Annotated in this window: 31 protein-coding genes; 4 read left to right on the forward strand and 27 right to left on the reverse strand. The window is 36.7% G+C overall.

The genetic code is table 11. The annotated features are described in order from the left end of the window. Positions 1 to 704: 704 nt before the first annotated feature. From AA0X71_RS13520 to AA0X71_RS13530, 3 genes are read right to left on the reverse strand one after another with little or no spacing between them, the layout of a single operon-like run. Complete coding sequence (locus AA0X71_RS13520; protein WP_413355827.1) at positions 705 to 1,124, reverse strand: hypothetical protein; 420 nt, start codon at positions 1,122 to 1,124, stop codon at positions 705 to 707. Continuing rightward, positions 1,121 to 1,696 carry a replication-relaxation family protein gene (locus tag AA0X71_RS13525; RefSeq protein ID WP_413355828.1) on the reverse strand — a complete coding sequence of 192 codons (576 nt, stop codon included), beginning with the start codon at positions 1,694 to 1,696 and terminating at the stop codon, positions 1,121 to 1,123. The genes AA0X71_RS13520 and AA0X71_RS13525 overlap by 4 nt, the downstream gene beginning before the upstream one ends. Next, positions 1,638 to 2,912, reverse strand: a complete 1,275-nt coding sequence (locus AA0X71_RS13530) for an FtsK/SpoIIIE domain-containing protein (RefSeq protein WP_413355829.1) — start codon at positions 2,910 to 2,912, stop codon at positions 1,638 to 1,640. The genes AA0X71_RS13525 and AA0X71_RS13530 overlap by 59 nt, the downstream gene beginning before the upstream one ends. A gap of 283 nt (positions 2,913 to 3,195) precedes the next feature. Here AA0X71_RS13530 and AA0X71_RS13535 point away from each other — a divergent pair, with 283 nt between their 5' ends. Beyond that, positions 3,196 to 3,417, forward strand: a complete 222-nt coding sequence (locus AA0X71_RS13535; protein ID WP_413355830.1) for a helix-turn-helix transcriptional regulator — start codon at positions 3,196 to 3,198, stop codon at positions 3,415 to 3,417. 9 nt (positions 3,418 to 3,426) lie between these two features. Here the strand turns inward: AA0X71_RS13535 and AA0X71_RS13540 are convergent, their stop codons facing one another. Beyond that, the gene (locus AA0X71_RS13540) at positions 3,427 to 3,660 is read right to left on the reverse strand and encodes a transcriptional regulator (RefSeq protein WP_413355831.1); all 234 of its coding nucleotides are present in this window, start codon (positions 3,658 to 3,660) and stop codon (positions 3,427 to 3,429) included. Then, positions 3,653 to 3,874: a WYL domain-containing protein gene (locus tag AA0X71_RS13545; RefSeq protein WP_413355832.1), complete on the reverse strand. Its 222-nt coding sequence runs from the start codon at positions 3,872 to 3,874 to the stop codon at positions 3,653 to 3,655. The genes AA0X71_RS13540 and AA0X71_RS13545 overlap by 8 nt, the downstream gene beginning before the upstream one ends. 104 nt (positions 3,875 to 3,978) lie before the next feature. On the opposite strand from AA0X71_RS13545, the gene AA0X71_RS13550 reads away from it, so the two are divergent. Next, complete coding sequence (locus AA0X71_RS13550; RefSeq protein WP_413355833.1) at positions 3,979 to 4,308, forward strand: YolD-like family protein; 330 nt, start codon at positions 3,979 to 3,981, stop codon at positions 4,306 to 4,308. Positions 4,309 to 4,467: 159 nt separating this feature from the next. Here AA0X71_RS13550 and AA0X71_RS13555 read toward each other — a convergent pair whose 3' ends face one another. Both AA0X71_RS13555 and AA0X71_RS13560 read right to left on the reverse strand, forming a co-directional pair. Beyond that, a complete protein-coding gene (locus AA0X71_RS13555) occupies positions 4,468 to 4,875 on the reverse strand; it encodes a hypothetical protein (protein ID WP_413355834.1) in 408 nt (135 codons plus the stop codon). Further along, positions 4,875 to 5,543, reverse strand: a complete 669-nt coding sequence (locus AA0X71_RS13560) for a Panacea domain-containing protein (protein WP_413355835.1) — start codon at positions 5,541 to 5,543, stop codon at positions 4,875 to 4,877. The genes AA0X71_RS13555 and AA0X71_RS13560 overlap by 1 nt, the downstream gene beginning before the upstream one ends. Positions 5,544 to 5,731: 188 nt before the next feature. Here AA0X71_RS13560 and AA0X71_RS13565 point away from each other — a divergent pair, with 188 nt between their 5' ends. Then, positions 5,732 to 6,250 carry a GNAT family N-acetyltransferase gene (locus AA0X71_RS13565; protein WP_413355836.1) on the forward strand — a complete coding sequence of 173 codons (519 nt, stop codon included), beginning with the start codon at positions 5,732 to 5,734 and terminating at the stop codon, positions 6,248 to 6,250. Positions 6,251 to 6,609: 359 nt separating this feature from the next. Next, positions 6,610 to 7,515: a hypothetical protein gene (locus AA0X71_RS13570; protein WP_413355837.1), complete on the forward strand. Its 906-nt coding sequence runs from the start codon at positions 6,610 to 6,612 to the stop codon at positions 7,513 to 7,515. Between the two features lie 55 nt (positions 7,516 to 7,570). Here AA0X71_RS13570 and AA0X71_RS13575 read toward each other — a convergent pair whose 3' ends face one another. From AA0X71_RS13575 to AA0X71_RS13670, 20 genes are all read right to left on the reverse strand, one after another. After that, positions 7,571 to 8,506, reverse strand: a complete 936-nt coding sequence (locus AA0X71_RS13575; RefSeq protein ID WP_413355838.1) for an N-acetylmuramoyl-L-alanine amidase — start codon at positions 8,504 to 8,506, stop codon at positions 7,571 to 7,573. A gap of 93 nt (positions 8,507 to 8,599) precedes the next feature. Beyond that, positions 8,600 to 8,827, reverse strand: coding sequence for a holin (locus AA0X71_RS13580; RefSeq protein WP_413355839.1), 228 nt, complete (start codon positions 8,825 to 8,827; stop codon positions 8,600 to 8,602). Position 8,828: 1 nt separating this feature from the next. Next, on the reverse strand, positions 8,829 to 9,110 hold the full coding sequence (locus AA0X71_RS13585) for a hypothetical protein (RefSeq protein ID WP_413355840.1): 282 nt from the start codon (positions 9,108 to 9,110) through the stop codon (positions 8,829 to 8,831). Between the two features lie 122 nt (positions 9,111 to 9,232). Next, entirely contained in the window at positions 9,233 to 9,880 is a 648-nt protein-coding gene (locus tag AA0X71_RS13590) for a hypothetical protein (RefSeq protein ID WP_413355841.1), read from the reverse strand. A gap of 152 nt (positions 9,881 to 10,032) precedes the next feature. Further along, positions 10,033 to 10,203, reverse strand: a complete 171-nt coding sequence (locus tag AA0X71_RS13595; protein ID WP_413355842.1) for a CD1375 family protein — start codon at positions 10,201 to 10,203, stop codon at positions 10,033 to 10,035. After that, entirely contained in the window at positions 10,200 to 10,364 is a 165-nt protein-coding gene (locus AA0X71_RS13600) for a hypothetical protein (protein ID WP_413355843.1), read from the reverse strand. Before AA0X71_RS13600 ends, AA0X71_RS13595 begins: the two co-directional genes overlap by 4 nt. Then, positions 10,324 to 10,644 (reverse strand): hypothetical protein, encoded by a 321-nt coding sequence (locus AA0X71_RS13605; protein ID WP_413355844.1) that lies wholly within the window; start codon positions 10,642 to 10,644, stop codon positions 10,324 to 10,326. The genes AA0X71_RS13600 and AA0X71_RS13605 overlap by 41 nt, the downstream gene beginning before the upstream one ends. Then, the gene (locus AA0X71_RS13610) at positions 10,641 to 12,302 is read right to left on the reverse strand and encodes a hypothetical protein (RefSeq protein WP_413355845.1); all 1,662 of its coding nucleotides are present in this window, start codon (positions 12,300 to 12,302) and stop codon (positions 10,641 to 10,643) included. The genes AA0X71_RS13605 and AA0X71_RS13610 overlap by 4 nt, the downstream gene beginning before the upstream one ends. Then, positions 12,295 to 12,849: a putative phage tail protein gene (locus tag AA0X71_RS13615; RefSeq protein WP_413355846.1), complete on the reverse strand. Its 555-nt coding sequence runs from the start codon at positions 12,847 to 12,849 to the stop codon at positions 12,295 to 12,297. The genes AA0X71_RS13610 and AA0X71_RS13615 overlap by 8 nt, the downstream gene beginning before the upstream one ends. After that, the gene (locus AA0X71_RS13620) at positions 12,842 to 13,921 is read right to left on the reverse strand and encodes a baseplate J/gp47 family protein (RefSeq protein ID WP_413355847.1); all 1,080 of its coding nucleotides are present in this window, start codon (positions 13,919 to 13,921) and stop codon (positions 12,842 to 12,844) included. The genes AA0X71_RS13615 and AA0X71_RS13620 overlap by 8 nt, the downstream gene beginning before the upstream one ends. Next, a complete protein-coding gene (locus tag AA0X71_RS13625; RefSeq protein WP_413355848.1) occupies positions 13,921 to 14,322 on the reverse strand; it encodes a DUF2634 domain-containing protein in 402 nt (133 codons plus the stop codon). The genes AA0X71_RS13620 and AA0X71_RS13625 overlap by 1 nt, the downstream gene beginning before the upstream one ends. Continuing rightward, entirely contained in the window at positions 14,319 to 14,579 is a 261-nt protein-coding gene (locus AA0X71_RS13630; RefSeq protein WP_413355849.1) for a DUF2577 domain-containing protein, read from the reverse strand. The genes AA0X71_RS13625 and AA0X71_RS13630 overlap by 4 nt, the downstream gene beginning before the upstream one ends. Further along, entirely contained in the window at positions 14,572 to 15,534 is a 963-nt protein-coding gene (locus tag AA0X71_RS13635; RefSeq protein WP_413355850.1) for a hydrolase, read from the reverse strand. The genes AA0X71_RS13630 and AA0X71_RS13635 overlap by 8 nt, the downstream gene beginning before the upstream one ends. 14 nt (positions 15,535 to 15,548) lie before the next feature. After that, positions 15,549 to 16,256, reverse strand: coding sequence for a LysM peptidoglycan-binding domain-containing protein (locus AA0X71_RS13640; protein ID WP_413355851.1), 708 nt, complete (start codon positions 16,254 to 16,256; stop codon positions 15,549 to 15,551). Beyond that, positions 16,256 to 18,394 (reverse strand): tape measure protein, encoded by a 2,139-nt coding sequence (locus AA0X71_RS13645; RefSeq protein ID WP_413355852.1) that lies wholly within the window; start codon positions 18,392 to 18,394, stop codon positions 16,256 to 16,258. Before AA0X71_RS13645 ends, AA0X71_RS13640 begins: the two co-directional genes overlap by 1 nt. Before the next feature lie 56 nt (positions 18,395 to 18,450). Next, positions 18,451 to 18,852, reverse strand: a complete 402-nt coding sequence (locus AA0X71_RS13650; protein WP_413355853.1) for a hypothetical protein — start codon at positions 18,850 to 18,852, stop codon at positions 18,451 to 18,453. Positions 18,853 to 18,879: 27 nt separating this feature from the next. After that, positions 18,880 to 19,227, reverse strand: a complete 348-nt coding sequence (locus tag AA0X71_RS13655; RefSeq protein ID WP_413355854.1) for a hypothetical protein — start codon at positions 19,225 to 19,227, stop codon at positions 18,880 to 18,882. Positions 19,228 to 19,484: 257 nt separating this feature from the next. Further along, entirely contained in the window at positions 19,485 to 19,913 is a 429-nt protein-coding gene (locus AA0X71_RS13660; protein WP_413355855.1) for a phage tail assembly chaperone, read from the reverse strand. A 62-nt stretch (positions 19,914 to 19,975) separates the two neighbouring features. Beyond that, positions 19,976 to 20,443, reverse strand: coding sequence for a phage tail tube protein (locus AA0X71_RS13665; protein WP_413355856.1), 468 nt, complete (start codon positions 20,441 to 20,443; stop codon positions 19,976 to 19,978). 40 nt (positions 20,444 to 20,483) lie between these two features. Continuing rightward, the gene (locus AA0X71_RS13670; protein ID WP_413355857.1) at positions 20,484 to 21,146 is read right to left on the reverse strand and encodes a hypothetical protein; all 663 of its coding nucleotides are present in this window, start codon (positions 21,144 to 21,146) and stop codon (positions 20,484 to 20,486) included. Positions 21,147 to 21,152: the final 6 nt, after the last annotated feature.

Genomic DNA, 21,152 nt, shown 5'->3' on the forward strand with positions numbered 1-21,152 from the left:
AGATTTTTGCCTGTGACACTATTCTGTTCTGTCATTCTCTTAATACAAACTCTTTTAAACCCTATTTTCAATTGGTGGCAAGTAAAAGGTGGCTATAAATATATGATATTTGATGCATTAGCATTTATATTAGGTCCATTTTTCACTATTAATATGTGGGTATTCCACTTTACATACAACAGGTTTTCCTTATATGCCCTTGTCAATTTAGTTATTGATTTTATATTTGCTTATCTGTTAAATCCTCTTTTTCAGAGAATAGGGCATTACAAATTGAGAAATTACACACCAACAATTATATTTGTCATTTTCTATTTCCTTTCCTTTTTGAATTACGCTTTTCAGAAACTTTTCGAGAAGCCTAGTGTTCCAGAAAAACAGTTAAATTATCGTTAGTTAAGTATCACACGATGCCGATCAATTTTTCTCTAACATAACATATCTGATTGCTCGGCAAATCTTTCTATCTTTTGTAACTTGGAACAATGCACCTTGTAAAATATATTAAAGCAGCTAGAAACCCCTCTACATCACACGCTTAAACATCTTCTCCATCTCATACGTGGAGTAATCTGATGTAAAAATCAAAGGAATTAATGGGAAACGAAGGCGGTAATATAGGTATTCTGTAATTCCATATCAAATATTTGAAAATGGAATTATGGGCAAAAATGGGCAAAATGTGGTCATGTAAAAATATAGATTTATACAGCGCTCCCTACTTGTTTTAATACATTTAGAATGAGTGGGGAAACTTGTATAAGAACATAACCTAACCCCGCATTTTGGATCATCCCCCAAGCTTTATCGGCGTTCCCGAACATAAAGAAAAAACATGCTCCTACGATTACAACACTCGCCACTGGGAAAGATAAAGCAACAAGAATGTCAACGACAGGATCTAGCACATGTGCCAATGCAGATAATGTTTGTTCCCCCATCCACTCTGTAGCGCCAACGGGAACCGCTTCTGTTGTAGCTGCAAATGCGGGTTTTGCCATGATCAAAGGTACTGCAATTGAGGTACCTACTCTTCTTGCTATCTTTCCGTAATTAACTTGCCTTTTCTCTTTCTTATAATCCCCTGACATAAACTCGCTAATTGACATAGCATGAGTTTTCATTTTATGTCCTCCCAAAGATAGATTTTAAATTTTAACCCTTCACACAACGATTCAAGTTTCTTCTTTCTATATGGAGTACCAGTAACCCACACCAATACAAATTGCGGATTATAAGATGACAATTTTTTATACTTTTTTATCTTCACGACGTTTTTAGCCATTGATTGTTTGTTATCAATCTCGACAAAGTGGTGTAATTTGTTGGAGATGTATGCCGCATCAGCAATGAGGGATATGTCATGTACGGAAATTTCTACTTCGTTTCGCCATGATATGGGGCGACCAACTGCAATGTATAGATCGTTTCGCATTAAATAGTGTGTTATCATAGCCGTTTTCTTTCTGATTTTTTCAGCCTGCACTCGTTCACGGCCAGCTGCATTAAGATAATAAACCTTTTTTCTATCTTCAGTAAAAGAAGTGATGTAGTCAGACATATCATTCAGAACTCTTTGAGCGTTCCTAGTCTGACCTAGATTAACCATTCGTTGCAATTGCTCACGGGTAAGGTAATCACACTTCTTTAATAGTAAAAGTATTTGGTCGATCCTCTTCTCCCTTACGATGTTCATCTTGGTCCTCCTTTCGAGTTTTTAGAGAAATAAACGGAGCAATTTGTTTTTCAATTTCTTTGTTTAAAATATAAGGAGTTTGCACGATCTGACTTTTTACATTTTTATAGATACCACGACCTGGTATCATAGGGAGCTCTTCTGCACCTGTCTGCCCAAGCGCTGTATTTGAGGCCGTGGCATCATCCAAAACATAACATAAACGGACTGGAATATTTCTTTTTGTCTGCTGTGGGATGGATTGGCCGGAAGGATACTGAGTGCTGTAGATCAAATAATAGCCAGCACCTCTACCCCTCCTAGCAATATCAGTAACAATATCCATGCATGCTGAGTCATCTGCTATGTCTGCAGCTTCATCAATAATGATAAAATTTCTTTCTTTCCTTCCTGATTCTTTAATATCCTCGTATCCTGCATCAACAATTTCATAATAAGTTTTGTTCATTTCTTCCTGAATTACTTTTAATATTTCCTTTGCTTCTTTAGGTTCACGGGTATAGTTTTTTACTTGTTTCAAGTTATTAAATCTTTGAAATGCCGAACCTCCTTTTAAATCAATAAGATGTAATCTACAGTGTTCTGTTTGTTGTAGTGTCAGTGATGTAACAATCAGTTTTAACGCCACACTTTTTCCATAACCAGAAGCCCCTGCAATGATTAAATGTTTGTGCTCATCAAAATTGTGGTAAATCACATTTCCTCTTGTGATTCCAATCGGAACGGACCACGTACCTTCCTTCAGATAACTCTTGTTCCATTCGTAAAAATCCTTCATCCCCTCATTAAACACTCGAATTCGTAGCATTCCATCAAACTCGATTTCGATTTCTTTTTTTGATTTCTTGCCATTTGTTAATGTTTTTAGTTGTGAAATTAAAGTACTGTTGTATTTAAGTTGCAGTAGGTCAGATAATGGAAATTCAATAATCTTATCTTTAATGTTCAGGCCATCTTCAAGGATGTGCTGCTTATCAATAATTTCTTGAGACGACATACCTAATGGCAGTTGATAAATATACTCCATCCCCCCTTCAATTTTTCTTTTCCTTTGAAGACGAATTGTTTTTAAATGACCCTCCTCTCTAATAGTCATACCAGCATTATTAAAAATCTTTTGGAGCTTATCAGCGTCATTCGATAATCCAGACTTTTTTAAATAAGAATAACCAGCTAAACCACCCATCAATGTTGTAGTAAAAATTTCAAAGAGCAACGCCACCCCTCCTTCGGATATTACGGAGTAATAGTTACAGCAAAGACGAAGTGCATTTTTTCATTAAAAATCTTGATATTCGTGATACGTGAAGATACGTGATACCCTTCACTTTGCGAAATCGAGAACGATTATTTTTGCGAAGAATGTTACGAATGGTAAATAATATGAGGGGTGATTTGTCCGATATATCTTGTCCTACAAAATAAATTTCAATGGACAAGAATATTTTTTATTAAAGGGTTTATTTTGTGAATGGGGAATTACTAATAGAGGTGATTCCATGGAGTTTTCTTGCAGATTAAGAATTATTTTTGCTGAAATCAAATCAAAAGATAAAAACTTTAACCAAGAAACATTCGCAAAAAAAATCGGGATAACCAAAGGAACACTTAGCTCACTAGTGAACGAACATACTCTACCTTCGTTTAAAGTGGCCTATACAATAGCTACTGAATTAAAAATTCCCATTGAAGAAATTTGGGTTTTAAAGGACAAAAAATAAACCGTCTCATTAAGAGGCGGTTTTTGCTTTCTCTAATAATTGTAATGTTCTCGGTTGTCCAGGTTCCCAGGTTAGATAACCTTTTTCTTTTAATTTTTCCATATGGCTTGCGACAGTAGAAGTGGATGCTAGTTTAACCAATTTAGCAATTTCTCTTATTGATGGTGCATAACCTTTTGTTTTCATATATCCAGTTATCGTTATCAAAATTTCATTTTGTCTAGCGCTAATATCTTTACGCATATGATTTAGCCCTCCTCTTCATCGGTTCAACAGCAAGAATCGAATCAATCTTAAAGATCCTTATCTGCCTCTTCGTATAACAATAAGCTCGTATATAGGTTTCATTTCTTGATTTAACCAATACCGTCCTTTTTGAAAATGAATTATCCTTACTCTGATAAATAATTGTCACAGGTATAGATTCATTTAAAGACTGATTTAATAAGTAATTCATGCTGTGTTCCCTCCTTTACCAATATTTTATACGAACATTTGTTTGGTTTCAAGTTGAATTTAAAACGTATGTTCGCATATAATAACATCAAAGGAGATGGGATTATGCTCAACGATAGAGGGTTAATGAAATGGCAGCCAGCTCACTTCATGCCTGAACAACGCAAACTATTGTCCGGTCTAGACTTGGATAATAAGAAACAGAAAAAGCCCGATCTCGACGAGCAGGAACTTGAGGAAATTAACATTGTGATATATGAATCGTTGAACTATACGCTCACTATTATGGTAGAGACTTGGGAAGATGGATTTTTCAAGAGGATTGAAGGAATTGTCAATAAAATTGATTACATTAATAAATGCGTATCTATAGAATGTGATGCTAAAAAAATTAAGATCCCAATTGACCATATAACTAAAACGGAGAGGACTTAGATGACCCGAACACCCGAGGATGATCGCGATACCATCGCCCCTGCAGGAGGAACACTTTGTATAGAGTAAGTTTATTTGGTGATATAGAGGGTATGGTTGAAAATAGTTTAATTTATTCACAAATAGAAAAGCCTCTTCACAATAAGAAGAGGCTTTAGTCTATAGGAAGTTTTCCTGTTTCACCTTCGAAGCTAGATACTTCACATTTGTAACTTCATATAGGTGTTTGTATTTCATATATTCACTTATTAAACGTTCGAATTCTAATGTGTTAATTGGTGCCCTTCTTTTATAAATTGATTTATGCAGATTTTCAAAGTAATCTATCGTGTATAGCTCGTCCATCTTTAAAAAGGATGGCTGGTCTAAAGGAGGGTCATACTCTTTTATCGGCTCGTTAGAAGGATATAACAATTTCTTTTCTTTACCTTTAGTAGAAGAGACATTTAATAAATTCAGTATATTACCTTGCTTCTCAATAACCAGAAATGGACGCTTAGAAAAACAAGGAGCACCATTGACAAACGGAAGCTTTAACGCTAATACGTGGCCTGGTATTATCGTCATTATGATATTATTATTCCTTGTTCTTCATCAAACGTCACAAAATAAGCCTCTTCTGGATAATCATATCCTTCCAACATCTGCGCTATTTCATCTGTAATCTGTAACTGGTTTGGATCATAATAAAAGGTTACCCCATTAATTATTTCAAACTCCATTGAGTCATCACTTTTATCATACTCCTCAACCATTTGCTTCACTCTTTTTATATCTTCCATGAAAAATGGATCAGTAATATTAATAGTATTTTTGTCCAATTGGTAAAATTTAGGCTTATCAGTCTTAGAATTGTTAAACGGGATTTTCCAACATAAAAGCTCATGATTTAATTCCGATAATTCACTTGCTGACATATCTCCAAACAGTTCAACAGTTAACCTTAAGGTATCGTTTACTTCCACATCAGTAAACCCATCAAACTGGTTAGATTGGTCAATCAAATAGTAAAGTGATGTCTTATAAGGTAATCTTACTTCATTAATTACTGTGCCGTTCTCATACGCTTTCATCTCTTCCAAAAATAATACTTTCCCATATTTAGCAATATGAATTAATTGAGAAAAGAACAAAAGCTTTTGTAATTTCATATTCCCATCAAATGTATTCCGTGGCGTATCAAACTCGTTTTTAATAAACCATTTTGCAATATCTATCGCTCTTACCTCAGTCATTTTAACTCCCCCTTTTAAAAAGACTGAAAATTTAAAAATCATTACTCCTATATTAATTATAAGCTTTAGCGGTGAAATTTGTACATACATTTACATAAAATGTCGAAATAAATATATATTATTTCCCTTGACTTACAGTCCTATACAATTTTTATTATAGATAATCGAGTTACTACAGGAGGACCCTAATGAAGAATATGAAACCCGAGGATATCATTCAAAATAAATTTGGAATACCAATTATAGATGGTATATCAACAGAAAACTTAACACTAATAACCAACGCTAAATTTATTACCAGGACAACTGAAAAAGATTTTCACTGCAGGGATAACGACTATAAATTTTGTCTCGTCCATGAAAATGGCGGTTTCAGTGAGCCAATCTTTATTATGGATTTTTTCTTACGGAAGAACGATAGGTTAATGCAACTTATGAAAGAAGAGCCTTATATTAAGCTTGAGCTTTTGTACGTTGTTAAAGATACGCTTAGGAGGCAAGGAATTGCTACATTTTATATAAAGAAGCTAATCAAGTACGCTAAAGAAGAGAACATCACATGTATCAAGGTCGTCCCGAATCCGGAGGCTACAAACTTTGAAAAAGATTCTAAAATTAATGCTCTTGATTTAGAGCAATTAGTTGCTTTTTATAAGAAATTCGAGAATAACGATATAAGAATCAAGTTAATTGAAACTGGAGTATAAAAAATAGAGCTCTTTAGTTTTGTCACAAAACGCACTCAAGGACTTCTCCCTATTTACCTAATGATTTCCCTTTTTTAATATTATGTGACAAATTACCAATATTTCATCAATCCCTGTAACCTTAAGATATACTCAAAGTAATGGAGATTGATATAGAGACACGGTAACCCCTCTTAGTTGAGGGGCTATTTTTTGTCACAAAACCTTCAAAAGGATAATATCGAATTTTGTTGAATGTATAAATAACAGGCTTAGGCATCTAAATGTGCAAGTTACTACACCTCACTAGAAATATGTTCGCTTATATACAATCGTCGTTTAACCTATTACTAATCGATTAACCAACAGGAGGAATCAAATTGGCAGAAGTTATTAAAGGAAGAGCAATGCCTATAGCTCAATATAAAAAGGGAGGAACCTTTTTTAAGATTAGAGCTGTAGATGTAGATCCTAAATCAAAAGATAAAATTACCTTTTATTGTTGCGTTTGCAAGCAAATCGTAATTCATACTCAAGGAAGCAAGACCAAAGAGTCAAAGCCTTTTTTTCGAAGGTCGCCAGGTAGACCCCATTCTCTTGATTGTCCTTATGCTAAAAAAGTAACACTCGAAGAGTTGAAGCGTGAAATTGGAACATTGGATAATTTGCACTACGATATTAAGACTCCTTTAGTTATTCAGCAACAATCAGGTGATGAAGGTGCACAATCTAGTTCTAAACCCAAAATTGAAAAGACACCTACAGAAAATCTACCAACAGAAATAATTAAGAACCCCTCAAAAAAGCATAATAAATTCATCCAAACAGTAGATGATCTTTTTCATGAATTAGCAGATATAGAAAATCAAAGTGATTTTTCAATTAAAAAAAAATTACGAGAACGCATATATAAAAAGATTTATTATCCATATAGTGAGTATGGAGAACTTGTTCGTAAGAATGATGATAATACAATAAAAAGAGGATATTTCTTTATCTCTGGAAAACTTTTTGTAAACGAATGGATAAAACTGAAAGATGAGAAGAAGGGTTATGCTCATTTATTCGGGAAAGAAAAAGGTATTCATTTGCGCATTTATCCATACAACGAGAAAACCCATAAAAAACTTTTAAAAATAACTTTTAATACAAAGGATGCAAATAAGAAATATGAATTCATTGGGGTCTTAGCATCGTTGCAAGGAATCATTAAAGAAAATGAACAGATTATTATAGAATTAACAGTGTACGATTGTGATCATGATCAATATAGATATAATAAATAGCCCCTACTCAATGAGTAAGGGCTTTTAACATGGTGTAGATCTGGATGGAAATTTATTATGCTACTAACTCAGCAAAAGTATTCTGCCCAGCAATAGCATCCTGGGCGATTTTACGAGCTTTTTGCAATGCAAGCACCGCACTAGCTGTATCATCACCAAAAATGCCGTCAAAACCTTTAGGGTCATAACCATTGCAGTAAAGCAAACCTTGTAGGATATAGACGATATTACCACGAGCGCCTTTACGAATGGATTGGACTGCAGCACGTGTTTTAGGTCCCCAAATGCCATCCACAACTAATCGAGCGTTAAATTGCTTGTTAAGCTCTGTTTGTAAGGCTTTAATGGCTGCCTTTTTAGTCTTAGGACCATAGATGCCATCCACAACTAGACCAGCTTTATATACTTTGTTTAACCACTCCTGGAACTTACCAATGTAATTAATCTTAGGATTTTTAATAACCTCGCCTTTTACCTCTGTCTTTAGAGCTTCCACTACTTTTACACCTTGAACCATCCCTAAAAAGTCGCTCCATGTTATCCCTTTATATCCGGCACGTAACTGAGCAGGACAATTTTTGTTATACCAGTCGTGATGTTGCTTGATATCTTTAATGCTAAGATTATGCTTGTCCATCAAATACTTAGTTAACTCCGCTGCATTTTCAACGGCCTTTTTATAATCTCCGTCACTATTTATACAAATCTCGATAGCAACGGAAGTCGTATTACCGGGACCTTTACCATCTGTGGCATGCCAACACTTAACACCGTCCTCAAACGACTGGATAGCCTCTTTATCATCCACTTGGTAGTGCCAGCTTGCAGAACGTTGATTTAACTTTGATTGAATATTAGCGTGAGCCTGAGCATTTGCTCCTTTATTAGTATTACCTGTCTGATGGATCGTAATGTAGTTAACAGGGTTTCCATAACCATATGACCGTTTATTAATAACATTCTGAGATACTAATTTTTTTTTGATTTGCATGATTACTCGTCCTCCCTCGATTTATGATATGCAATAGCTTGTTTACTGCCAGAGATACTAGTCATAGTAGGAAAGTTGACATTCTTTCCTACTCTACTTTTTAATTATTTTTGTCTGGTCAAATAGACCAGCTGCGCTTAGGCCAATCATGAGACCGTACATGATTTGTTCTTGCGCGGTACCGCCGACATAAAAAATACCCGCCACAATCCCTAGCACGAGGGATATAGCAGGCAGATATTTGTTATTGATAATCTCCATACGTTTTACAAACTCCGTGAGTGCCATGACAACAGCGACAATAACTGCTAGTTCAAACATTTTACACACTCTCCTTATCTAAAATATCAAGCCTCTTATGTGCTTGCTTTGCTGATTCCTCAATCCTTGTAACACGCTCGCCTAGCGCCTGAATCTGCTTGTCGTTTGCCTTCAAGTCAATCTTAATATCATCTACACCTCTGCGGATATAACCAAGCTCAGCTTTAAGCTCAGCGCTCTCTTTCCCATCTGACTTGATTGCTTTTGTCTTATTAAGTGAGTAGCCTAGTAAAGCAATAATCACGGCTAATCCAGATATTAATACCCCAACTTCTACTGTCATAAGTCACCTCGTGTCATTAAAATAACCCCGATCGGCTCGGGGCGACTAATTCTTGATGCAATATAAAAAGAGCCCTAAAAATAGGACTCATTCTACAGAATTTCTAATATTTCAGACTCAGTTTATAGCTTGTTTTTATAAAAAAATTCTTGTTCTGGCGTAATTACAAGTATATCAATTGGACCACCACAATCAGAGTATCCATTATTAAATTTAAGCCATTTAATAGTACTCTCCTCATAAAACTCAGCAAATTCTACCGCATCTTTAAGGGGCATGAATTCAAATTCAATATCAGATTTTGAATTTAGCATTTTGACAAAATCAATATTCCCATAGCTAATAACCCCAAATATTATATTATCTTCCGAATCAACGTTTAACCTTTGAGTGATCGCTTCTGTTACTTGAAAAACATATGGTTCCCCGTTTTCATATCCAGCTACAATAAAATTCACGTCCATACCAGGATAATTTGAAAAAACATAATATTGTAGTTTCATTGAAATATCACGAATGTTGTCTGTTTGCTCAGAGTGGTTAAATACAAATTCCTGAAGTATTTGATGGATACTCTTTCCCATAAAATCAGTGTCCCCATTAAAGGCAATACCTATCCTGTTTCCTTTTAATAGTAGGATTTTATTCATATTATCGGATAATATAAATTGTTCATCATACCCTCTGTTATTTCTCCTTGTACCTGTTAATCTACTATCTGAAGCTATAACAATACCTTCAGGTACAAACACAGTAGTATTTATCGTCAAACCTTTCCCCTCCCGATTCCTAGTTCAATATAACTAATTATACTGCAATTGATTTAAGAAGCGAAAGTCCAAATAAACCAAACTGTATTTGATTATTGTTGTGTATTTGATTCGTATCGGTTGCATAAAAAATACACCCTCCTTTTTGGGTGTTATCCTAGTACTTCTATGGTACGCTCTGCGATTTCAATTTCGACCTCTGAACGAATTGGCATTTCGACTCCACTAATCACTTTCTTTTCTGGCACATCAGTAATCGCCATCTTTTTCGCCATCACCAAAGTAGCATAAGAGTTTACTAACATTTCCTGTACTTTATTCATAATAGACCAACCTCCATCATGGTATTTAAAATCATTAATTGTAGTTCTGCTTGTTTGATTGCATCCTCTGTTGGCTTAAGGGCGTTTAACATTTCCTCGGCTTCAATGTCTGATTGCGACTTAAAAGTCAGTTTCGCTCTCGATGGCTCTGAATGTTCCATCCTCAAGCACCTCCTGCCATTGCGGGTATAACTCATCGTGTGTAGCTGTCGGTCCGTGGAAGTATACCAAAGTCACAAATAATTCACCATCGATTTTTTCTGCATTTACGATTGGATTTATAGGTAGGTCTGTTTCGACATTTTCCAGTCGCCCATTCGGCATATCCGCAAAATCAAAGATTTCAGATTGACCGTTTAGGGTTACGGTGATTTCATCCCCGACGAACTCATAGGATAGCTTATCATCAGAACGTATAGGGCTATATAGAACTCTCATCATTTCCACCTCCCGATTGCTCTTAGCCTTACTCTTGCGATTGCAGAACCGCTTGAAACAGGCGATATTATTTTATATTGAATATTCGCAGTATTTCCCGACCCGAAAGGTGTTATATAAGATGCATTCGATAAATTTGAAGAGTTTACACTACCGCCAAACCACATATCTTCTGCACTTTTGAATGAAGCAGGATACACCCACGTTTGTTCAACACCCGTAAACATGGAGCCTGCTGATGTAGTAATGCTTTGAGTAATGACACCTTGGAAATAGCACTCCATTGTCCCATCTGCAAATTTCACATAATAACCATTTGCATTTCTTCCACTCTCAACAATTCCGCTTGTATTAGCGATAAAATCAGGCAAACCATCCAACCTATCTTCATGCACCTTCAACTGTTCTGTATGCTCTTCCACAATACTCTTGATGTTTTGGCTGTACTCAACCTCTACGTTATCTGCTTGCGCCGTTAGTTCGGGCAGAATTTCATAGGTGACATAATAGGTTGCAGTAGGATCAATATCAGATAACACTGCAAAGGCACGTTCTTCTCCGTGAGATAGTGGGTTCTGTTCTATAACCCATTCGGATGCAACATCGTCATTCTTAAACACCGAAAATATTTTCTTCGCTTTATGTCTAAGGATACCTGTCGGACTTTCACTTCTGTTTATAAACACCATTGTCGTGCTTACATGAGGAATAACACGTTCCCTCACAACAATCCCTTGCCTCAACTTAACCGCATTTTCACCTTCCTCTAACATAGCCATGCCTTTTGTCGGAACGGTTACTCTTTGAGGGGTCGCCAATTGATAAAGTAGACGGTATGGTTGCCAATTTTGATGTGATTCAATAGGTAAAGTCGTGTACGTTTCTTCTCCAAGAGTGCCGTCGGTATATCTTGGACACCAAGCTTTAATAGCTACTCCGTTGTATGGATCGTATCGACTACCAATCTGGTCAAACATTTTCCAACCTAAAAAATAAGCTTTAAATTCATCGGCAGTTGGTGTGTAATCTTGTCCCCAGCCGCTGTCTACATTACTGATAGATACAATAAAAGTACCATCTCCTGTGATATATGCTTGGTCTCTTGTGGAATGGTTGAAATCTGCTAATAGTCGAAAGGTTTTCCCGTCATATTTAACTACTACATCAAAAACATTAAAAGGTATAGAATTAGATATATTTTTCGTCCTTACGGTTTTATATCCTGTTCTCGATGCACTAAACTCCCATACTAAATTCCCGTCAAGTATCAATTCCTTAAACCGTTCAATTTTCTTCAAAACTCCATTCTCACGGATGATTTCATCATAAATATCATTCATTCCATGCAACGTTGTATCAAGGACTTCTCGTGTATCCTCTACCTCAATAGTTGGGTTAACAATGCCACGAAACCCTTGCCCCTCAACAATCTCTGTGCGACCTTGCATATGCACGACGTTGATTGGAGTCTTTTGCTTGCTGGTAATGAGGTTGTCGCCATGTACGAGGGTGGCAGTTTCTACGTCCTCTTTCTTCACTTCATCTCGAAAGGTCTTTAAAGCCCCATCGATTTTATCCATGTTTTCGTTTTGAATTTCAATATCATAAAACTCATCTGGAGTAGGCTTGGTCAGATCATAATTTGGAGTACTATTAGCCATCTGTTAACACCTCGTTTCTTATATATGAATGTGTGTATGTTGCTAATTGGTTATGGGTAAACTCGGCTAACTTACTGTGCTGGTTATATCTCAATTCTACGGTCAGAATCATATTCATTGGCGTAATACGTTCTAACATCACTACCACTGCATCAAATTGCCCCTTTACAGTTAATTCAATTTTGACGGTGATTTTCTTTCCTTCTATATCTCGAACTAAGGCATAACCGTTTTCTCCTAACAGACTGTCCAGCAATTGTCTTAGGACCTTATTCGTGTAAGGTGCTTGCTCTTGATATCGTGTTAAAATCCGAAATCTTCTTGTTTCTAAGGTATCAGTGCCCGGAGCACTTAAATTCAAAATCTTTTCGTACCTTTGCACTCCACATTCATTTGCAGTTGTAACAAATTGATTATCAAGTGCATTCTCAATCTCCTGCCATAATCTTTCTAGTTGAGGATCTTCAACTTTTGCGATTTCTACGTACTCTTTTATCTCTCTGAGTATGCTTGGTAAATAACTTAAAATATTTACTTCTCTAGCCACTAACATCACCCCTTATGGGAATGCTCGTTGCATCTAATTGAATATTAGAGGATGCGCCGTTTAAAAGTGTATCCGCAATGTCCAAAACACCCGCTACATTCAAAAGCCGAGTTTCAATCTGACTGACACGAACGATTACACCAGCGTTGTCATCCTCACTCTTTGCCCATTCCTCAGCTAAACTCTTAAAATACTCATCTATTACGGATAGTACATTCGATTCGATGTCTGCCCACGTCCAACCATCTTGATAGGTGATATTCAATTGGACATCAATAGCTCTAGTTTCTACCGGAAAAACCGTTACGATATGATCAATGGGAGCAATTCCCAAACCTTCACTTTGAGCATTTAAAGGATCCACTTGCTCCTGGACAGTATCAACTAACACCTGACTAGGGACTTCATAAACAGAATTTATGATGACGAGTTTTACGGTTCCCCCGCCATTCCATGCACGATAGACACGAACGCCACCAACACCATTAATCGCATTTACTTTTTCCTTATAATCGGCACGATTCCCGCCAAAAGCCGTTGAGTTAAAACTACGAAAATATCGGTCTCGAAAAACTTCTGTATCCTCTTCGTCTTCTCCCGGGATGAGGATTTCTGTTAACTCTGCACTGGTAAGGCCATCAATGTAATCGATGGGAATTAAAGCTCCTAAGTAATCATTGCCAATATTTCCTTCAGTCTCACATTCTAAGACATATTCTCCAGTGGCTATTTTGTCAGTAACCACATAATTAAGATCATCTAAAGAAAACCTCGATCCGATAGGAACATCTAAATTAAATACACCTTTTAATTTGGCTTTTGTCGCTTCAGCTGGACTAATACCACGTTCAGCTGCACGCCTAACTAAATATTCCCTCGAGGCAGTATCAGCAAATCCTTCATCAATGAAATCCTTGATAGTTACTAACATCTGAGAAATTTCGGCAGTGTTAGCTGCTATAGCATTGTAAATGATGGAGCCTTCTCTTTTGTCCAAAGATGGATCAATGTCAGCGAGTTTTTGCTCGAGCAAATCTTCATACTCGGCATCTAAATCAATTGGTTCCTCCATTAAATGTTCACCTGCCTTTCAATATCAAAATCTCCAAAAACACTCGATACAGTGAAAGAAACATGAACGATTTTTCCATTTACATCAAATGAAAAAGCATCAACACTTTGGATTCGGTCATCTTGTGTCAATGCTTCAGTAATTCGCCTTTTCAGTTCCGGGAGTACAAAAGAGATGGGTTGGCCAAACAGATCTGAAAGTTCAATTCCATAGTCCCAGGAGTAAATCAGATGCTCATATCTTTCAATGTTTAAAATCAAAAAAGCAGCTTGCTTTACTGCTTCTAATTCGTCCGTAAAACCAACCAACCTTTTATTTTTTACATTAAGGTTATAGGTTCTGCTTGGCTCTTCTTCGACTTCAAAGTCCGTCTGTAAATCATCTTCTGTTTGGGGGATCATCTACTCACCACCTTATCAAGGACGACATATTTTTGGCCTCCCTGTTGACGAAGGAGAACTACTTTTGTACCAACAGTCATGAATTCACTCGCCTGTTGGGTAATGACCAAATGTGCGGTTTCAAGGTTTAATCTTTGCTCTACATTAACCCTTAATGGAGAAGCTCTAGTAACAGTCCCAAACATAATTTGAACTGGCATACTAGCATCAAGTGCATTAAGAGCAATCTTTTTTATACTCTCGTTTAAGCTAGCCAATGAACTCACCGCCTCTTAAGGTAAGATCCATATAATGTTGATTCTCCTCGAAGGTATGCTTGACCTTTTCGACCATCATATAGTTCATGACATTCACGTCACCTAAATTCAATTTCACAACTACAGCGCAACCAGAACGGACCCGCGTATCTCCAAAGGCTTTTTTGATTGAGAGATTTCTAGTTTTCTTGTTATACAATTGCAAAAGACTATTTGCCTTAGCCTTTCCATTTACTTTCTCGTCAATCTTCTCGAAAAACTGCAGCACGCCCCAAGAGTTCATATTCTTGGAATCTTGTGCAATATAAATTTCTCGCTTTCCAGTGTCCTTATTGTCGTAGGCAAGTTTAATTTTATTGTACGTTTCTCCGTCAATGGTAGAGGTGTAGTCGAAGTTCTCTCCAGTTTCCTCATCAATCAAGAGATTTAACTTCATGGACTCGACATTTTTTAATGTAAGCTTTCCATATTCGTCATACAAAACAAACATTCTTTTCGTATCTTGAAGGGTAATATCAACAGCTGTTTGCACAATATCAAAAAGCGTTTTATTATCCTCGACTCGACTAGAAATTTTGTAACCCGTGTTTTCAAGGGTTCCTGTTTGAAGACGAAAATCGGTTGCGATCATCCTGACCAACTCATCTAACCTCTTGTTTGAATAAACATAAGTATCTTTATTCTTGAAGTACCTCAACTGATCATAGGCCGTTACATTAATCAATTGTTCCTTATCTCTTTTTTTCTGAAAAACAAAGCCGTAAAAAAGTTTTTTCCCATCCACTTTCAACATGACCGAGTTACCCTCTTGGAAGTTTAGGTTAGTCTCATTTTTCACTGTAAAAGACAGCTTACCAGGCACACCCTTTCTTTCTGTTTCCCATCCAATCCCTGCCTCGACAGGTGGGTAATAAATGGTAGAGCCGTTTTGTATGCCTAATTCAACTTTACTCATGTTTGCCTCCCCTCTTATGGAGCAGGGATTTTTAACTTTGTTCCTGGATAAATCCAATGACCGCTGCTGGAGCTTTTCCTACCTCGCCTCTTGGCCTCTGCTTCGATTACGGATTTATTTAAATTATAAATCTCTTTATATCTAGTACCTGACGTAAGCTTCTTTTTTGCGATTGCCCATAAGGTATCTCCACTAACAATCGTATAGGTTGAAGTAGTAGTTTTATTGGTAGGCCTAGCGTTTTTAGTATGAGCCTTCTTCTTAGTATTATTGGTGGGTACCTTAATTTTCACCGTTTTCAAACCATATGGGCGATATTGTTTGAGTTTTATAGAGATTAATAAGTCCAGTCCATTTTCCGCATCTTCGTCAATCTCATACTCTTCAAGAGAGACCTTCATATTTGTATCAAAAAGTATTTTTCCAGACGGCGTAACACGAGAAACAATAAACTGAAAAGGTTTCTTATCGATCTTCAATTTTTCAATTTTACTAAGATAGAAAGACGCCTCTTTAAATCCATTTGGGTAAACAGCAAACGGGTAACGAACCTGTGGAATCATGCATTCAAAGCTTATCTCTGTAAGCCCAGCCGTTTTAAGGATATTTACCTCTCCATCATTGATAAGATTAATGGTTTTATTTTGATTATTAATTTTGGTGCTCATTGCTGATGGGGCAACCGGTAACAGAACACTATCCAGATAAAAAGCATATACCATTAATCATGATCCCCCTCTGCAGAAATTTCCATCGCTTCATTTACCTTTTCTTCTAGGTAAGTTACGACACCATCGAGGTCCATCTCATTATTGATTTGGTTATGATTAGTCATTTCCACTTTGATTTCAGCCGTGGTAAAGCGATTTACTACTTCTTGTTCTGCGAGATCTCTTAAGTACTTAAGATCCTCTTCAGCAATGTCCATGGAGTCGGCCATTTTAGCTGTATTAGCCGCTGTATCTTTCCCACTTTTATCTAGACCATCTAGACTACCTAATGCACCCAAAGATTCTAATGAACCGGCTTTTCCTAAAATATCCCCCATCTTAAATGCACCGCCAAGTTTATCCTCAACGCCCTTTCCCCAACTATATCCAGAGTCAAAAGCTTTCCCATATTCAAATCTGTCAAGTTTAAGATTTGAACTATCCATGCGATTCATCTTAATCTTGGCTTCTCCAACCAAATCAATGACCTTTCCGTTTAAACCACTTCGCCATCCATTTACAGCTGATGCAAGATTAAAACCGAAAACCGCATCAATAGCAGAAGCAATGCCTTCTAGAATCCCAAGAACTGAATCTGCCATCCCAGCAAAAAGGCGGACAATTGAGCCAAGAGGATCTACAAATACATTGGCTAAAAACTCAGCTACTGTAGCAAATATATTCCAGATTGAAGCCGATACATCGACTAATAGATTCCATAACCCTACAAACAAATTCCCTATGAAGGCGAGCGCAGTCATAAAAGCACCTGCTATAACTCCAGTTGCTGAAATGGATGTTCCTGCGAACTTATTTAAAGCCCCTACAGCAGCATAAATAACCACAACAAAAATTATTATCGCAAAAATAATCTTTGTTATTGGACTAGCTAACAATGCTGCATTTAAACCGTGCTGGGCGACAGTTTGGGCAAAAGTAGCTCCTGTTGCTAACATTGCCGCAGCTGCTTGGGCAGATGTTCTTATCGTCAGGATTGCCTGCCATGCTGCCGTTAACATTAATGCTGTTTTGTGCACAAGTAGAATGCCTGTATATATTGCAAAAACAGCAACTATTCCCCATATAATTGGACTGATTATGCCCCAATTATCGTAGAAAAAACCACCAATTGATGATATAAGCGAGAGTACCCACATAATAACACCTGCTAATGTGGTTAAAGATGCAGATACATTTTGGACTACTTGTTGAAACTTATCATTATTAGCAATTTCATTAAGCTTTTGTAATACAGGTTGGAAAGACATTAAAGCATCATTTTTAAAACTAGTCCATAGTTGAGAAAAAGTAAGTGGCATCGATTTAAATTTATCGTTTATTTCATCAGTTGCAGCGAACATTGCTTTTTTAACAACATCAGCAGACAATAATCCTTCAGCTGCCATTTCTCGAATTTTCCCGATTGGAACTTCCAGATAATCTGCAATAGTGTGAATAATATTTGGAGCTTGTTCAAATACACTATTTAATTCCTCTCCTCTCAACACCCCAGAACCTAGCGCTTGGGTAAGTTGGAGAGTGGCGGAACTAATTCCTTCTGCATTTGTCCCAGCTATTGCAAATTGTTTATTGAGCAGCTCACCAAAATGAATAGCCTCAGCATTTGAAGCGAAGGCATCTTTTGCATTCATACCTAATTTAGCTATTAAATCTGCTGTTCTGGAATACGATCCATAAGACCTCTGGGCAGATTGGAATATCATGCCTTGTAGTTCTGCTGTTGTTTGCAGACCATCGTTCATTAGGTTCAGTCGAGCTGTCGTATTAGTGAGTTCATCGGATAAAGCGAGTATGTTACCTCCTGCTTGAATACCCAAATACGTAGAGGCAATTGCGATTAATTTTGATAAAAGACCACTTGCTGCGGAAGTTCCTCGATTTATATTGTTATTTAAGTTTTGCTGACTCTGTGCAGCTCCATTAATATTTTGAATAATATTATTGAAAACGGATTCTGCTCTCGTCAACTCTTGTCTAGCAGTCTGGATACTAGACGTATCCACCGCATTTCTTGACGCATTCTGTAAATTTTCAAATGAGTTTAAAATGATATGCATTGCATTGTTCATGGAGCGAAAAGCTGGCGACATCCCATCGTATACTTGGATCGCAGTTCTTATAGTTGCCATCCATTTCACCGCCTTTGCATTAAAATAAAAAGAATGCGATAGTTATATCGCATTCTTCATTCAGATAATTCTTCTTGGATATACTGTATCCAGAGTTCTATATTTTCAAGATATTCTTCCAGTACGCAATTTTCAAGAACCTTGACATCATATAAATCTAAGAAAATTTGCATCCATGTATTACTACCCTGTAATTTCACTTTCCCTATCGGGTAAATATCATAAGTCACATCAATTGCCATATTGCTCATTCTTCTTAAATTTAATGTTTTATTATTCCCTTTGCTTTTCAGTGATTTTATCAAACAATAAATAAATTCTTCCTCATCGGAGGAAATGTTGCAGTATTTACTATTTTGAATATCTCTAATAGCTTTATTATAATCTTCTAGATAGTCTGGTAGATTGTTATTTGAGGAAGGAATCTTATTCTTTTTTCTAAATAAATTGAATACCATTCATTTCACCTCGATAATTCAAGTCTATCAAAACATTTTTTGAACCAAAGACTTATAGATTTTCCCATCAACCTCTAATAGACTTTTCTTACCATCTTTAAACTCTATTGCGACTACCATCGTACTTTTGCTTTTTGCGGATAGTCCCGCCAAAAGACCAACTGGACCAAGCAATGCCCCTCCTACCAAACCTCGAGATACACCACTTACAGCACTTTTTCTATGCTCATCTGTTATCAGTTCATATGATTCAACTGTATTTTTATCTAGATTAACTGCTTTTCCAAATCCAGTTATTATTGAAATCACGCCGAATGTTCCAGTTACTTGAAAACCTTGATAATCTCCTGCAATAACCTTATTTTTCGCCCCCACGTTAATCCCACCTTAATTATTATTTAATAGAATTATATAACAATATAGGGGGATATTACTAAAAAGATATTATTTTCGACCTTTGGTTTTGCTTTTGATTTTACTTTCCTCCTTCTTCTCTTTCTCCAGCCTAATTTGAACAGCTGCTATAACAAAGGCTTTTTCTTGTTTTCCAAGAGACATGAATTCATGAGGCCATCTATGAAATTTATGAAGGCAATAGTAGGCAATGTTTGCTTCACCATCACCCTCATTAATTAGTTTTTTGCTTCATCCACCAAATCTTCCATCGATACCTCAAAACCGTTGACTTCTTGAACCTTCGCTAAGTAGTCAGCGTATTCACCAGGGGTTAACATTGTTTTTAACAATGCATCTGAACCCATTACTCCATAACTATTCTGCAATTCTGAATCATTTAGATTTGGGAAAACTGTACACCTGGCTGCGAGTTTTCCGAGATATGCATTAAGGTCAGTTTCAGGTGTGTAGGCATTTCGCTTTCCTGGCACTGGAACCCTACGAGTACAAGCCTTCCTTAATGCCTCATCTTCCTCAGAAGTAATTCCGCAGATTTCCCATTTCATTGGCTTTTTGTTTTCATCTACGAATCTTTTAGATGCAACATGTTTAACGTTTTCCACTTTAACGGCATTTTGACTTAGAAATGCGCTTAAATTGCTCATGTATCTCACCAGTCCTTTATTCAAAAATTAAAGGAGCCCACAAACGTAGACTCCTTTTCTAATTACATTCCCGCAAGTAAATTAAATTTTTCAGGTATTTCGAAGTCATCAAAAGTCCCTTCAATTGGTTCATCCAAATATTCTCCGTCTGCATCAAACTTCGCTAAGACGCCACCGTCAAGATTACACCCTTTGTGTATCACAGTTTGGCGACCAACGCTTGAAGTCGGATCCTCGTTGGTCACTTGAATATCAAAATAGATATCTTCCCCAGTTTCTTTGAAACGATAGAGTAAGTCTCTGAAAATCGATTGGTTATAGTGCGCAGTACCACTAAAGGTACCTGACCATCCCGTCGATTTATTCCCTTTCCCTGTTTTACCTAGGATAGGAACGGAGGTTTTTGATTTTTCGATATTCGATTCAAAATCGATTATTTGCATAAAGTTATACCGATTACCCTCGATTGTAACAAAACACTCAGCGAGAGAAGCACTGACTGCATCTTTAGCATTCATCGCTTGGGCCATAGTTTCTAACACTCCTTTCAAAATAAAGAAAAAATCAGCACTATTTGTACTGATTTTTTCTAATGATGGGACTTATAATTTTTTCGATAGGTAACCCTCTGTAATACCTATCTCGGATTGTTTTGATTTTTATGCCAGTCATCTCTGATAATTCTTTTATAGAGTATTTTCTACCTTTATACTCAATCCTAATGGAAGTGCGTTTATTGCTATTTTGTTCACTTAAAGGTATCCACTTACAATTTTCTGGACAATAGTGTTTGTTAACATCAATTCTTTCAATGGAAAGACCCTCTTTATATCCGTTGGCTAAAGCCCATTTTTTAAAGACGTTATAACTTTCTTTCCATTCATGACACATTTTGATTCCTCGACCACCGTAGTCTGTATAATGCTTTGTTTGAGGATTATAGCAACGACGTTTCATACCCGCCCAGACTCCGTAGAGCTTTGTTCCGAAGTCCCCATGTGTTCTAGTTCTGTCACCGATTTTTGATTTATTCCCTCTTTCAGAAGAAATTTCCTTTGAAAAACATCCGCAGGACTTGGTATTTCCGCTCATCAAATGGGTTCTTCTAATGACTTTTTCATTGCCACAATCACACTTGCATAACCATCTCGACCCCTTATCAATGTTTTCTACACGCTTTATGACTAAAAGTCTTCCGAATCTGTTGCCAGTTAAATCACTAACTCTTCTCATGATATA

Source organism: Robertmurraya phoenicis, from assembly GCF_047302285.1.
Taxonomy (GTDB): domain Bacteria; phylum Bacillota; class Bacilli; order Bacillales; family Cytobacillaceae; genus Robertmurraya.